12 protein-coding genes are annotated in these 14,070 nt (G+C 70.3%); 2 read left to right on the forward strand and 10 right to left on the reverse strand.

Annotated features, from left to right (window positions below):
• Positions 1–18: 18 nt before the first annotated feature.
• Together ABOZ73_RS03680 and ABOZ73_RS03685 are read right to left on the reverse strand one after the other, a co-directional pair.
• Positions 19–513 carry a hypothetical protein gene (locus tag ABOZ73_RS03680; RefSeq protein ID WP_369060815.1) on the reverse strand — a complete coding sequence of 165 codons (495 nt, stop codon included), beginning with the start codon at positions 511–513 and terminating at the stop codon, positions 19–21.
• A 58-nt stretch (positions 514–571) separates the two neighbouring features.
• The gene (locus ABOZ73_RS03685; RefSeq protein WP_369060816.1) at positions 572–1,507 is read right to left on the reverse strand and encodes a LysR family transcriptional regulator; all 936 of its coding nucleotides are present in this window, start codon (positions 1,505–1,507) and stop codon (positions 572–574) included.
• 108 nt (positions 1,508–1,615) lie between these two features.
• On the opposite strand from ABOZ73_RS03685, the gene ABOZ73_RS03690 reads away from it, so the two are divergent.
• Both ABOZ73_RS03690 and ABOZ73_RS03695 read left to right on the forward strand, forming a co-directional pair.
• On the forward strand, positions 1,616–1,900 hold the full coding sequence (locus ABOZ73_RS03690; RefSeq protein WP_369060818.1) for a DUF4242 domain-containing protein: 285 nt from the start codon (positions 1,616–1,618) through the stop codon (positions 1,898–1,900).
• Between the two features lie 66 nt (positions 1,901–1,966).
• On the forward strand, positions 1,967–2,878 hold the full coding sequence (locus ABOZ73_RS03695; RefSeq protein ID WP_369060820.1) for a hypothetical protein: 912 nt from the start codon (positions 1,967–1,969) through the stop codon (positions 2,876–2,878).
• 305 nt (positions 2,879–3,183) lie between these two features.
• Here the strand turns inward: ABOZ73_RS03695 and ABOZ73_RS03700 are convergent, their stop codons facing one another.
• The 8 genes from ABOZ73_RS03700 to ccmI all read right to left on the reverse strand — a co-directional run bounded on the left by ABOZ73_RS03700 (position 3,184) and on the right by ccmI (position 13,959).
• Positions 3,184–6,063 carry a bifunctional [glutamine synthetase] adenylyltransferase/[glutamine synthetase]-adenylyl-L-tyrosine phosphorylase gene (locus ABOZ73_RS03700; RefSeq protein WP_369060822.1) on the reverse strand — a complete coding sequence of 960 codons (2,880 nt, stop codon included), beginning with the start codon at positions 6,061–6,063 and terminating at the stop codon, positions 3,184–3,186.
• 3 nt (positions 6,064–6,066) lie between these two features.
• Positions 6,067–7,473: a sensor histidine kinase gene (locus tag ABOZ73_RS03705; RefSeq protein WP_369060824.1), complete on the reverse strand. Its 1,407-nt coding sequence runs from the start codon at positions 7,471–7,473 to the stop codon at positions 6,067–6,069.
• Between the two features lie 9 nt (positions 7,474–7,482).
• Positions 7,483–8,154: a response regulator transcription factor gene (locus ABOZ73_RS03710; protein ID WP_369060826.1), complete on the reverse strand. Its 672-nt coding sequence runs from the start codon at positions 8,152–8,154 to the stop codon at positions 7,483–7,485.
• 93 nt (positions 8,155–8,247) lie between these two features.
• Positions 8,248–9,816 carry a Do family serine endopeptidase gene (locus tag ABOZ73_RS03715; protein WP_369060828.1) on the reverse strand — a complete coding sequence of 523 codons (1,569 nt, stop codon included), beginning with the start codon at positions 9,814–9,816 and terminating at the stop codon, positions 8,248–8,250.
• Positions 9,817–9,963: 147 nt separating this feature from the next.
• Positions 9,964–10,416 (reverse strand): cytochrome c-type biogenesis protein, encoded by a 453-nt coding sequence (locus ABOZ73_RS03720; RefSeq protein ID WP_369060829.1) that lies wholly within the window; start codon positions 10,414–10,416, stop codon positions 9,964–9,966.
• Positions 10,413–12,386 (reverse strand): heme lyase CcmF/NrfE family subunit, encoded by a 1,974-nt coding sequence (locus ABOZ73_RS03725; protein ID WP_369060831.1) that lies wholly within the window; start codon positions 12,384–12,386, stop codon positions 10,413–10,415. The genes ABOZ73_RS03720 and ABOZ73_RS03725 overlap by 4 nt, the downstream gene beginning before the upstream one ends.
• Positions 12,383–12,886, reverse strand: a complete 504-nt coding sequence (ccmE, locus tag ABOZ73_RS03730) for a cytochrome c maturation protein CcmE (protein ID WP_369060832.1) — start codon at positions 12,884–12,886, stop codon at positions 12,383–12,385. The genes ABOZ73_RS03725 and ccmE overlap by 4 nt, the downstream gene beginning before the upstream one ends.
• On the reverse strand, positions 12,883–13,959 hold the full coding sequence (gene ccmI / locus ABOZ73_RS03735; RefSeq protein WP_369060834.1) for a c-type cytochrome biogenesis protein CcmI: 1,077 nt from the start codon (positions 13,957–13,959) through the stop codon (positions 12,883–12,885). Before ccmI ends, ccmE begins: the two co-directional genes overlap by 4 nt.
• Positions 13,960–14,070 lie beyond the last annotated feature (111 nt).

Here is a 14,070-nt window from a genome sequence, read left to right on the forward strand (position 1 = left end):
TCGAAGCACGCACAGCCCTCAAGCCCCGTACTTCAACCGGCTCGTCTCCTCGAACATCTTGAACTTCGGCACCACCGCGCAGCGGAGTTTGCCATCGACCATCGCGACCCGCGCCGCCTTGCCCTGGCCCGGCGCGTAGTAGCCCGCCTGGCCCGCCGCCTCGGCGCGCAGGAAGACCGGGCCGGTGAACTGGCAGACCGGCTGCTTGTCCTTGTGGCCCGCCGCGACGACGCGCGTGCACATCACATGGCCGACCCGCCGCTCGAACTTCATGCCGTAGAAGCGCGTCTCCGACACCGACAGGGGCGCGGCGTCATAGGCCTGCTCGGTGATGGTCGGGCAGGGCTCCCCCGCCACTGACCACCGCGCCGCCTCCTGCGCGTCGGCGGCTTCCTGCTTGCGCACGTTCAGGGCGGCGGCGCCGGCCGTGCCCAGCCACACCGCGCCGACCAGGGTCCAGACCGCGACCCGCTTCGTCGTCCGCAGGATGTTCGGGTTGAATTGCATCGCCATCACTCCCCAAGCGCGAAGGCGCAGGAGAACCCCGAAATCCGAACCTGACAAGGGGGGGCTAGTCCGCCCCGCCCGTCGTCTCGGCCAGCCAGCGCGCCGTCGCCTGGCTTTCCTCCGCCAGCCAGGCCCGGAAGCGGCGGATGTGGTGGCGCCCCTCCACGTCAGGCCGGAAGCGGGCGACGAAGCCGTGGGCGCTCCAGCGGCCCGTGGCGACGGGGTACGGCAGGCCCACCTCGCCCCGGTCCACCCGCTCGCCGATCAGCGCCAGGCCGCACAGGCTGACCCCCGCATCCGCCGCCAAAGCGTCGAGAGCGGCGGTGATCCGCTGGAAGCGCATGCCCCGCTCAGGCGCGCTGCGCGTCACCCCGGCGGCCGCCACCCAGTCTGTCCAGGACAGGCCCGCCGGGTCGTCCTTGTAGAAATCCAGATGGATCAGCGGAAAGCCTTCCAGCCGCGCCTCGGGCGCCAGGTCCGCCGTCCGCGCCACGTTCACCGGCGAGGCCATGGGCAGCACATAGTCGTGGAACAGCAGGTCGGCGTGGGCGTCCGACGGCGGCGGGCCAAAGGTTATCTCGCAATCGGCCCGCTGCAGCCGGCGGGGCGCGTCGCCCTCCCCGTTGATGCAGAAGCGCAGGTTGGGATGCGCCGCGCGGAACGCCGTCAGCCTGGGGTTCAGCCACAGCTCCACGAAGTCGGACGCCGCCGCCAGATGGATTTCCAGCCCCCGCTGCAGCTCCAGCTCCCGCGCCGCCGCCTCCAGCTCGCTAAAGCCCCGCGCCAGGTGATCCAGGGCTCGCGCCAGCTCCGGCGTCGGCCGCAGTCCGGCCCGACCGCGCGTCAGCAGCTCGACGCCCAGATAGTCTTCCAAGGTCTTCACCCGCTGGCCCACCGCGGCGGGGGTGATGCCCAGGGCGTCGGCGGCGGCCGTGAACGAGCCTTCGCGAATTGCGAGCTCCAGGGCTTGCAACGACCGCAGATAGGTGGGCGTGACCATGCTTCCTTACTAAGGAAAACCTTTATCGAACGCCAGAATCTTTAGATTGCACCGTTATGCCAACGCCGCGAAACTGTCCTCATAGCGAAGGGTGATGCGAGGGGCGCCATGGGCCATCTCAGACGTTACCTGGTCGAACGTGAGATCCCGGGCATCGGCGGAATGTCGATCGTCGAACTGTGCGGGGCCGCGCGTGCATCGAACCAGGCCATCGAAAAGATCGGCTCGGGAATCCAGTGGCAGCACAGCTATGTCGCCGGAGACCGAACGTTCTGCATCTACCTAGCGGATGGTGAGGACGTCCTGCGCGCCCACGCCGAACTCAGCGGCTTCCCGATGAGCAAGATCACCGAGATCCCGCAAATCATCGACCCGACCACCGCCAACAACTGATCGGCGGCAGCTCCTCGCGGCAAGCGCCCGGCGGAGGGCGCGCCCCCGTGCGAGGACACCAGACCCATGATCCAGAACCTGAGCTACGAGCGTCTGTTCGAGACCTCTCAACGCGTGAACTGGCGCCTGGAGGACGTCATCGGCCCCGACAAGCCGATGGACTTCTCCATGCCCTTCCTGCCTGAAAGCTTCGCCCGCACCGACGAGCTGGCCTTCCTCAGCGACGCCGAGAAGCTGAAGCTGAACCACATCCGCGCCGCCGGCTATCTGGCCATGTTCGAGCTGGTCGAGCGCTGCCTGCTGCCGATCATCGACGAGTTCAAGGCGCCGCGCCCCGACGACATCCCGTATCGCGCCCTGGCCCTGGCCCAGTTCGCCGAGGAGGAGGCCAAGCACATCGAGCTGTTCGTCCGCTTCCGCGCCGCCTTCACCGCCGGCTTCGAGGTGGAATGCCCCTGCATCGGCCCGGCCGAGGCGATCGGTGAGGCCATCCGCGGCCATGGCGCCCTGGGCCAGGCCATCTTCGTGCTCGGCATCGAATGGGCGACCCAGCGCCACTACCTCGACAGCGTCCAGAACAACCGGACGCTCGACCCGCAGTTCAAGAGCCTGCTGAAGCACCACTGGCTGGAGGAGGCCCAGCACGCCAAGCTGGACGCCAAGGTGTTCTTCGAACTGGCCGCCAGGTCAACGCCAGAGCAGATCGAAAAGGGCGTCGACGACTTCCTGGCCATCGGCGCCTTCATCGACGGCGGCCTGGCCCAGCAGGTCCAGCTGGACCTCGCCGCCCTGGAAAAGGCCATCGGCCGCACCCTGCCGGAGCCGGACCGCGAGCGCTTCACCACCACCCAGCACCAGGCCCTGCGCTGGACTTTCCTCGGCTCGGCCCTGCGCAACACCGGCTTCCTGGACGCCGTGGGCGAGGTGTCTCCCGACGGCCGCCGGAAACTCGAACAGGTCGCGCCGATCTTCTGCTGACCCGGCGCGCGAAGGTCCGTCCCCTGGCGGACAGGGTCGCGTGGAATTCCCCCTAGAACGACGCGCGATCCAGAAACCCGGCGGCGGCCCCGCCGGGTTTCGCTTATGCGATTACAGGTGAGACTTGGTCTGGCGACAAAAACACCGCTCCTCCCCGCGAAGGCGGGGACCCAAGCGGCGTTCGCGGATCGACCACCGCCTGCGCCATTAAACTCGGACTCAGCTTGGATCCCCGCCTTCGCGGGGAGGAGCGGCTTGGGGAGGAAGCCCCAGCAGGTCAGAAGTCGGGATAGCTTGGGGTCACTTCACCCCGTCACCACCGCCTTCATCGCGGCGTGGGCGGCGGTCTGGGCCTTGGCGATCCTCGCCTTCAGGCCCTTCAGGTCCTTGGCGCCGCCGGCGCGGGCGAGCAGGGCCTGGAAGGGTTTGGGCTCAAGGCCGGGGTCGGCGTAGTCGTCCAACGCCACCTTCAGCACCTGCTGCACGGCCTGCTGCAGGTCCCAGGCCTCTTCCAGCGTGGTCAGAGCCGCCGCGTCCGCCAGGCCGGCCTCGCGCATGGCGGCCAGGCTGTCGGCGATGTTCTGGTTCAGCGGCCCGCCATCGGGAGCATGGACCAGTTGCAGGAACTGGGCGGCGAACTCGATGTCCACGAAGCCGCCCGGGCCCAGCTTCAGGTCCCACTCGCCCTTCTGCGGCTTCTCGGCGGCCATCAGGTCGCGCATCTCGCTGACCGCGCGGGCCGTGGCCTTGCGGTCGCGCGGCTGGCGCAGGGCGCCCTGCACGGCGGCCTGGGCGTCGGCGGCGAAGGCCTCGTTGCTGGCCCAGACCACGCGGCCGCGGGTCATGGACATCAGCTCCCACACCTCCGCCTCCTCGGCGTAGTAGCGCTCGAACGAGGCCAGGCTCACCGCCACCGGTCCCTTGCTGCCCGTGGGGCGCAGGCGCATGTCGACCTCGTACAGCTCCCCCTCGCCCGTGGGGACCGACAGGGCCGCGATCAGGCGCTGGGTGAAGCGGCCGAAGAAGGTCTCCGCCCCCCAGCCCTTGGTCTCCGACATCGCCGCCGGGTCGGCCGAGCGGTACAGGGTCATCAGGTCCAGGTCGGACCGCGCGGTCATCTCGCCCGAGCCGCACTTGCCCAGCGCCACCACCGCCACCTCCCCGCCGGGGAAGGCGCCGCCCTGGCGCACGGTCTCGGCCATGGCGGCGGGGGCCAGGCCCCGGATCACCGCATGGGCCAGGTCGGCGAAGGCCTGGCCGCTGTCCGACGCGCTGACCGAACCGCTCATCACGCGGAAGCCGACCCGGAACGCCTGCTCCCGGTGGAAGCGGCGCACGCGATCCATGCTGCCCTCGAAGTCCTCCAGGTTCAGCTTGGGCGCGGCGTCGATCTCGATGGCCCCGAAGAAGCTGGGGTCCAGCAGGGCGTCCAGCGCCGCCGGCCGCCGGGCCAGGGTCTGGGCCAGGCGCGGGGCGAAGGCCATGACCTGAACGATCAGCTCGAACAGCTTGGGCTGGGCCAGGAACAGCGACTGGATCTGTACGCCGGAGGTCAGGCCGGCGAAGAAGTCCCCGAACCGGTTGAACGCCGCGTCCGGCGCGCCCGTGGCGTGGGCGGCGTCCAGCAGGCGCGGGCCAAGCCGGGTCAGCAGCTCGCGCCCCCGCTCCGTCCGCGTCGCCGCCACATGGCCGTGGTGCCAGCCGCGAATGGTCTGGGACACCCGCTCGGGGTTGGAGAAGCCCATGCGCTTCAGGGTCTCCAGCGTCGCCGGATCGTCCTCGACCCCGGTGAACACCAGGCTGCCGAAGCGGGAGGACAGCTCCTCCTCGCCCGCGAACAGCTTGCCGTAGCGGACGTTCACGTCCTTCAGGATGCGCCCCACGGCGGCGTCGAAACTACGCAGGTTTGCCTGCCCCCACAGGGCGGCCACCTTCTTACGCTCGGCGTCGCTCTCGGGCAGCTTGTGGGTCTGCTCGTCGGCGATCATCTGCACCCGGTGCTCCAGGGCGCGCAGGTCGCGATAGGCCTCCGTCAGGGCGATGCAGGTCTCGCGCTCCACGCGGCCTTCCTGGGTCAGGGACTCCAGCGCCGTCAGGGTCCGCCGCCCGCGCAGGTTGGGCCGACGCCCGCCCAGGATCAGCTGCTGGGTCTGGACGAAGAACTCGATCTCGCGGATGCCGCCGCGCCCCAGCTTCAGGTTCGCGCCCTTGGCGGTCAGGCGCTCGTCCACCTTGTAGGCGTGGATCTGGCGCTTGATCGAATGGATGTCGGCGATGGCCGCGAAGTCGAGGTTCCGCCGCCAGATGAACGGTTGCAGCCCCTTGATGTAGGCCTCGCCGCGCGGAACGTCGCCGGCCGCCGAGCGGGCCTTGATGTGGGCCGCCCGCTCCCAGTTCTGGCCGACGCTCTCGTAGTAGTCCATGGCCGCGTCCACGGTCATGGCCGGCGGGGTCGAGGACGGGTCAGGACGCAGGCGCAGGTCGATGCGGAAGACATAGCCGTCGGCTGTGCGGTCCTGAAGGATCTGGGCCGTGGCCTTGGCGATGCGGACGGTGACGGTCTCCATCTCCGCCCCCTCCGCCAGCAGCAGGGCCTCCGGCTCGTAGAAGATCGAGAAGTCGATGTCGGACGAGTAGTTGAGCTCGAAAGCCCCGTACTTGCCCATGGCGATGCAGAACAGGCCGGGGACCGGCCCCGCCGCCCCTTCACCCAGCGCCGTCAGGGTACCGCGCGCCACCTCCGCTCGCGCGGCCAGCTTCAGGGCCGACTGCAGGCAGGCGTCGGCGAAGCGGGTCAGGCTGCCGGTCACCGCGTCCAGGTCCCAAACCCCGCCCAGGTCGGCCAGGGCCGTGGTCAGGTGGACGTCGGCCTTCAGCTGCCGCAGCCGCTCGCGCGCCGGCTCCAGCTCCAGGTCGCCCGCCGCCAGCGCCTCGGCGATGATCGCCTCGACCACCTTGGCCGGATCGCCTTCCAGCGCCGCGTGCAGGCTGGCCGGCCGACGACGCGCCAGTCCGGCCAGATAGGGCGCCGCCGCGAACACCGGCGCCAGGGCCGGCCACGCCCCCTCCAGCGTCACGATCCAGCCGTCGGCCGTCGCCGCCCGCGCCAGGACCTCATAGGTCCGCTCGGCCGCCTTGGGATCGACCACCGGCCCACAGGGTTGGATCAGCTCGACCAGCCGCATGGCCTAGCCCAGCGGTGGAATGATGAAGGCCACACGCAGGCCGGGGCCGCGGCCGTCGTATTCGCCGGCCCCTTCCGACAGCTCGATGCGGCCGCCGTGCGCCGCCGCCACCGCCGAGACCAGGGACAGGCCAAGGCCCGCGCCCGGCTGGCTGCGGCTGCGCTCCAGCCGCACGAAACGTTCGACCACGCGCGGGCGGTCGGCCTCGGGCACGCCCGGTCCGTTGTCGGTCACCGAGAACTCCACGTCCCCGGACGAGCGGCGGCGCAGGCGCAGCATGATCGCCCCGCCCTCCGGCGTGTACTTGATGGCGTTGTCGAGGATGTTGGCCAGGGCCTGGGCCATGAACTCGCGGTTGGCCTTGATGGCCAGGCCCGGCGTGATCTCGGCCTCGAAGGTCTGCTCCTTCTCCTCGCACATGACCTCGTAGAGTTCGGCCATGTCGCTGGCCAGCTCAGCGGCGTCGAAGGTCTGCGGATCGGGAGCCGAGCCCGCCGCCTGCAGGCGCGCGATGGCCAGCACGGCGTTGAAGGTCTTCAGCACCCCGTCGGTGTCCTCCAGCGCCTGCTCCAGCGCCTTCATCGGATCGCCCTTGCCGCTCTCGGCCTCGATCAGCGCCACCTCCACCCGCGCGCGCAGGCGGGTCAGGGGCGAGCGCAGGTCGTGGGCGATGGCGTCGCCGGCATGGCGCAGGCCGCCCATCAGCCGCTCGATGCGGTCGAGCATGTCGTTCAGGCCCTCGGCCAGCTCGTCATACTCGTCGCGGGCGCCGCGCACGGGGGCGCGGGCCTTCAGGTCGCCGCCCCGCACGGCGTTCACCACCTCGGCCAGGCCGGCCATGCTGCGGCTGACGTTTCGGCTGATCAGCACCCCGCCGGCCAGGCCCAGCACGATGACCAGCGCCCCGGCCCCCCACAGGGCCCGGACAATCTTCATGACATAGGACTCGGACTCGCCCACGTCGGCGCCGACGAACAGGATCTCGCCCTTCTCCAGCCGCACCTGGTAGCCGCGCGCCGGGCGCTTCACCTCCGCCCCGTCCAGGTCGGTCTCGGTCAGGGTGAAGGTGGTCCACTTCTCGCGCGCGTCGCCGAAATCGGCGACCGGGCTCTCCTCGATGGAGCCCGACAGCCGCTTTCCGTCCGGCGTCATCAGCAGGTACAGGAACGGCCGCTCGCCCAGCGAACGCTCAACCAGGGTCTGGTTCAGCGCGTCGGCCCCGCCCAGGCGATAGGCCGCCTGCAGCGACTCCATCTCCCGGCTGATCTCCTTGTCCGCGCGGCGGTTCACCTCGCCGGCGGTGGCGATGTAGATGTAGCCGAGGAACGCCGCCGCCGCCGCCGCGAACAGCGCCAGGAACAGTAGCGTCAGCCGAAACGGCGTGGTGCGAAGAAGGCGAGGCAGGCGCATGGCCTGCCCTTAGGCGTCCAGACGGTAGCCCGCCCCGCGGACCGTCTGCAGCATCGGACGGTCGAAGCCCTTGTCGATCTTCGAGCGCAGACGCGAAATGTGGACGTCGATGACGTTGGTCTGGGGGTCGAAGTGATATTCCCAGACCTTCTCCAGCAGCATGGTGCGCGTCACCGACTGGCCGGCGTGGCGCATCATGAATTCCAGCAGCTGGAATTCACGAGGCTGCAGGTCGATCTCCGTGCCGGCGCGATGCACCGTGCGGGCGATCAGGTTCATTTCCAGCTCGCCGACCTTCAGGGTCGTGGCCACGGCGCCGGTCTCGCGGCGGCGCGACAGGGCCTCGACCCGGGCGATCAGCTCGGCGAAGGCGTAGGGCTTGACCAGATAGTCGTCGGCGCCGGCCTTCAGGCCGACCACGCGGTCGTCGATCTCGCCCAGGGCCGACAGGAACAGCACCGGGGTGCCGTCGCCCTCGCGGCGCAGGGTCTCGACGACCTCCACCCCGTTCATCTTGGGCATCATGCGGTCGACGATCAGCACGTCGAACTCGCCGTCGCGGGCGGCCTTGACGCCTTCTTCGCCGTCGGGCGCGTGCTGGCACTCATAGCCGGCGTCGGCCAGGCCGCGCTGCATCGCGTCGGCCGCCTCCAGATCGTCTTCGATGATCAGGATACGCATGCTTGGAGCCCCCCAGTGCTCAACGTCGTTGCGGCGACCCCTCGCCGTAAGTCTTAGCGGCGCGGAGGCGACTCACCTCCGCGCCGACGAAGTCTAGTTCGTAATCTTCAAGGGCAGGTAGAGGGCGCGCCCCTGACGAACCACGCCGAGCAGGACGCTGGTGCGGTTGCTCTTGCGTGCGGCCTCGACCGCCGAGGAGACTTCCGACGCCGAGTTCACCGCGCGGGTGTTGACGCTGGTGATCACGTCGCCCCGACGCAGGCCCAGTTCGCCGGCGTTCGAATTGGCCGTGATGCTGTCGATCGCCACGCCCCGGACATTGGCGTCCAGGTTGAAGCGGCGGCGCGCGGCGTCGTCCAGCGGCACCAGGTTCATGCCCAGCACCGCCTGGGCGGCGGCCGGAGCGTTCGGGGTCGCGCGGCCCTGGCCCGAGTTGTCGCCATCGGTCGAGGCGTTCAGCTCGCTTTCCGACGGACGGGTGCCCGAGCGGACGTTGACCTTGATGCGCTTGCCTTCGCGGACCACGTCCAGGGCGATGTTCTCGCCCGGCTTGGCCTTGGCCACTTCGCGGGTCAGTTCGCCGTTCGACTTGATCTCGACGCCGTTGACCGAGGTGACCACGTCGCCCGGCTTCAGGCCGCCGCGCTCGGCGGGACCGCCCGGAACCAGGTCGGCGATGATTGCGCCGCGCTGGTCGCCCATGCCTTGCGCCTCAGCCATCTCGGCGGTGAAGGCCTGGATGGTGGCGCCGATATAGCCGCGGGTGACCTTGCCGCCGTTGATCAGCTGCTTGGAGACGCTCTCGACCAGATCGGCCGGGATGGCGAAGCCGATGCCCACCGAACCGCCCGACGGCGAGAAGATCGCCGTGTTCACGCCGATGACCCGGCCATAGATGTCGAAGGTCGGGCCGCCCGAGTTGCCCCGGTTGATCGGCGCGTCGATCTGGATGAAGTCGACGAAGTTCTCGCCGATGTCACGGCCATAGGCGCTGATGATGCCGGCCGTGGCGGTGCCGCCCAGGCCGAACGGGTTGCCGATGGTGATGACCCAGTCGCCGACGCGCGGCTTGGCGGCGTTCTCGAAGCTGACGAACGGATACTTCTCGCCCGACTTGCCCTGCACCTTCAGCACGGCGATGTCGGTGCCCTCGTCACGGCCGATGATCGTGGCCTTGTATTCCTTGCCGTCCTTCAGGGTGACCTTGATCTCTTCGGCGTTCTCGATGACGTGGTTGTTGGTCACCACGTAGCCGTCTTCCGAGATGAAGAAGCCCGAGCCCGACGATTGCTGGCGCGGCAGGCGCGGCTGACCCTGCTGGGTCTGGCCTTCGCCCTCTTCGTTGTTCTCGCCCTGCGGCTGCTGCGGCAGCAGGCCGAACGGCAGGCCCGGCAGGCGCTGGGCCAGGGCGCGCGGATCGGCGCGCGAGGTGACGTCGATCGACACCACCGCCGGGGACACTTGTTCGAAGATGTCGGCGAACGACATCGGCGCGCCCGGGGGCGGCGCGAAGATCGGCGTGGTGGCCGACGTCCTCATCAGCACCGGTCGCGAGTTCGCGTTGGCGGGGGCCAGTCGGAAGCCCACGCCAGCCAAGGCTGCGCAGGCCACGCCCGCGCCCGCCACGGCGCCCACGATCATTCCGGTCTTCCTAGCAGCCATTCTCGTCTCTTTCCTCGTCCCCGGCGCTCCGGCCGGGATTTGTCTCGCAGAGAACCTAGGTGCGATGCCTCGGGGAGCAAAGGCTCCCTGTGCAACTTTCCGACATGCACGAACGGCGTTTTTGAGGCGCGTTCGTGTCAGTCCGTTTCACTCTTTGTCCAGCAAAGCTTTCAGGCGGGTTTCTTCTTCGGCGCTAAGGCCCTCGGTCTTTTTCGGCCGACGGCGCAACAGCCCGAACAGCAACGCTCCGCCGGCCAGCACGATCCCAAAGGGCGCGAGCCAAAGCACCGCGTTTCCGGCGGAAAACGCCGGCTTCAGCAGCACGAACTCGCCATACCGCTCAACAAGGAAGCGTCGAATCTGGTCATCGCTGCGACCAGCGACGATCTCGCCCCGCACCACGCGCCGCAGATCGACGGCCAGCTCGGCCTCCGAATCATCGATCGACTCGTTCTGGCAGACCAGGCAGCGCACCTCGCGAAACATGTCTCGGGCGCGGGCCTCCTGGGCCGGATCGGCCAGACGTTCGGACGGATCGGACGCCGCCGCCATGCACAGCACGGCGCCGATCACGGCCAACAGGCGCGCCGCCGTCCTCATGCCTTGGCTCCCTTGGCCGGCGCGGCGAAGCGCAGACGCCGGTCCGACAGCGACACCAGCCCGCCCAGCGCCATCATCAGCGGACCGAGGAAGATCATCCGAACCCACGGATTGAAATAGGCCCGCACCAGCCAGGCCGGCTCGCCGTTCGCGCCCGACCGACGCTCGCCCATGACGATGTACAGGTCGTCGGCCCCGCGCAGGCACAGCGCCACCTCCGAGGTGGTCTGCCCGCCCGCCGGATAGAACCGGCGCTCCGGCTCGGCGGTGCAGATCGCCGCCCCGTCGCGGGTCACCCGCACGGTCCCGCGCTCGGCCAGATAGTTGGGGCCGTCGTGGACCCGCACGCCTTCCAACTGCAGCTCATAGGCGCCCAGGGTCAGCCGCCCGCCCTGGGTCAGGGCCTCGGCCGCCTCGACCTTCCACGTCGTCTCATAGACCGCGCCCAGCACGAACACGCCCAGACCCGCGTGGGCCAGGGTCGTGCCCCACGCCCCGCGCGGCAGGCCGGTCAGGCGGCGGCGCACCTCGGCCATCGGCGCCTTGAACAGCTTCACCCGCTCGGCGATCTCGGCCAGGGCCCCGGCGATCAGCCACGCGCCGATCCCCAGCCCGCCGCTGGCCAGCGCATGACGCGGACTGATCAGCACGATCGCCAGCAGCGCGCAGCCCACCGCGATCGCCGCCGCCAGGCCCAGGCGCTGCGCCACGCCCTTGGCGTCGCCGCGCTTCCACGACAGCAGCGGCCCGGCCGGCAGGATCACGAACGCCAGCACCAGCAGCGGCGTGAAGGTCAGGTTGAAATACGGCGGCCCCACCGACACCGTCTCCCCGCCCGTCGCCTCGCGGATCAGCGGATAGAGCGTGCCCAGCAGCACCGTCGCCGTCGCCGCCGACAGCAGGATGTTGTTCAGGACGATGGCGCTCTCGCGGCTCACCGGCGCGAAGGCCCCGCCCGGCGCCAGGGTCTGCGCCCGCCACGCGAACAGGATGAACCCCGCGCCCGCCGTCACGCCCAGGATGCTCAGCAGCATCACCCCCCGGGTCGGATCGACGGCGAAGGCGTGGACGCTGGTCAGCACGCCCGAGCGCACCAGGAACGCGCCCAGCATGGAGAACACGAACGCCGCTAGGGCCAGGAACACCGTCCAGCCGGTCAGCGCCCCGCGCCGCTCCGTCACGATGGCCGAGTGCAGCAGCGCCGCCCCCACCAGCCACGGCATGAAGCTGGCGTTCTCCACCGGATCCCAGAACCACCAACCGCCCCAGCCCAGCTCGTAATAGGCCCAGAACGCGCCCAGCCCGATGCCCACCGTCAGCAGGCTCCACGCCGCCAGGGTCCAGGGCCGCACCCAGCGCGCCCAGGCCGCGTCCAGTTTGCCCTCGATCAGGGCCGCTGCCGCGAAGCTGAACACCACCGAGAAGCCGACATAGCCGAAATAGAGGAACGGCGGATGGAAGGCCAAGGCCGGGTCCTGCAGCAGCGGGTTCAGCGACCGCCCCTCCACCGGGGCCGGCAGGATCCGCGTGAACGGGTTCGAGGCGAACGCCGTGTAGGTCAGGAACAGCACGCCCAGCACGCCCTGCGCCGCCAGGGCGTAGGACCGCAGGCCCAGGCGCAGGCCGCGCCCGAACACCGCCACCGCCGCGCCGTACCCGGTCAGGGTCAGGCACCACAGCAGCATCGAGCCCTCGTGGCTGCCCCACGCCCCGGCCACCCGGTACAGCAGCGGCTTTTGGGTGTGCGAGTTGGCCGCCACGTTGGAGACCGAGAAGTCCGACGTCACGAACGCCCAGATCAGGCAGCCGAAGGCGATCAGCAGCGCGAGGAACGCGGCCCCCGCCGCCCCCTCGCCCGCCCCGCTCAGCACCGGCAGGCGGCGCGCGCCGCCCACGGCGCACAGGCCGGCCTGAACCAGCGACAGGACCAGCGCCAGGACCAGGCAGAACGCGCCAAGTTCAGCAATCATTCGGAGGGCTTTCCATAGGCCTTGGGGTCAGCCGGGGGAGCCCCGTCTCCTCGCCACTCGCCCTGTTCCTTGATGGCCTTGGCCACTTCGCGCGGCATGTAGCGCTCGTCGTGCTTGGCCAGGACCTGCTTGGCCACGAACACGCCCTGCTCGTCGAACGAGCCGGTGGCCACGATGCCCTGCCCCTCGCGGAACAGGTCGGGCAGGTCGCCCTGGTAGACCACCTTGGCGCTGGCCATCTGGTCGGCGACCGTGAACTCCACCCGGCCGTCCGGATGCTTGACGACGCTGCCGGCGGTGACCAGTCCGCCCAGCTGCACGGCGCGGCCGGCGGGCACGTTCGCCTCCTGCGCCTGCGCCGGGGTGTAAAACAGCGAGATGGAGTCGCGCAGGCCGTACAGTGACAGCCCGACCGCCAGGGCCAGGACCGGCGCCGCCGCCAGGACCACCATCAGACGCCGGCGCGCCGTGCGCGACTTCGGCCAGAAACTGAAACTCATCGCGGGACCTCCGCCGCCGCCGTCAGGGCTTCCAGCACCTGGGGCTGATCCTTGTATCGCGCTCGCGCCTGGGCCAGGGCCGCATCACGCTTGGCGTCGTCGCCCAGCACGGCGTAGGCCCGCACCAGCCGCACCCAGCCTTCGGGATCGTCGGGCTGTTCCTTCAGCCGCGCCGCCAGGCCGTCGACCATGCCCTGGATGTCGGCGGGGCCGACCTGCGGCTGCGCCTCCACCGGCTCCGGCGTCGGCAGGCGGCCGTCGCGCGCCACGGCGGCGATCTCGCCTTCCAGCACCGCGCGGCGCGGATCATCGGCCGGCACGTCGGGCAGCAGCGCGCGCCAGCGCGCCAGCCCCTGCGCCGCGTCACCCTTCAGGATGCTCGCCCGGCCCAGGTAATAGCGTGGGGTCAGCGCCTTGGGATCGCGTTTGACCGCCTCGTCGAACGCCCGCACGGCGTCCTCGTTGATCTCGCCCCGCCCTTCCAGGACGAAGGCCTCGCCCAGGGACGTCCACAGGTCCTCGCGCTGCGGGGCGACATTGATCGCCCGGCGCAGGGCCGCCTGCGCCCCCGGCCCGTCGCCGATGGCCGCCTTCAGCATGGCCAGGTTGCGCAGGGGCTCGGGATCGGTCGGTCGTTCCTTGGCCGTCGCCTCCAGCACCGCGGCGATGGCGTCGGGCTCCAGCCCGCGCGGGTCGGACGACCGCCACTCGGCGATGCGCTTGGCATAGGGTTGGTCCGGCTGGTCCGGCGCGCCGACCACGGCATAGATCGCCACCGCCAGCAGCGGCGCGATTCCGGCCACGATCAGGGCCGTGCGGCGTCCGCCGTTCCCCTGCGCGCCCGCCGTCTCGTCCGCCGCGGTCAGCAGCCGGCGGGCCGCCTCGGTCCGCGCCGAACGCACCTCGCCCTCGGCAAGCAGGCCGCGCTCGGCCAGCTCGTCGATCTCCGCCAGCTGGCGTTTGTGCAGGGTCAGGGTCGCGTCGCTGGTCTGCGCCGGGCGCGCCGCGCCCCGCAACACCAGGGCGGCGGCGAGAGCCGAAACGGCGGCGGCTGCGATCCAGAACGCGATCATGCCCGCCTGTTATCGAAAAAGGCGCCCGGAAGCGAGCGCCCTGACGCCGCGTGCTTTGACCTGGGTCAATCAACTATCCCCTCTCCCCACCCGTGGGGAGAGGGTAAGGGT

Origin of the sequence: Caulobacter sp. 73W (assembly GCF_041021955.1) — a bacterium.
Lineage (GTDB): Bacteria > Pseudomonadota > Alphaproteobacteria > Caulobacterales > Caulobacteraceae > Caulobacter.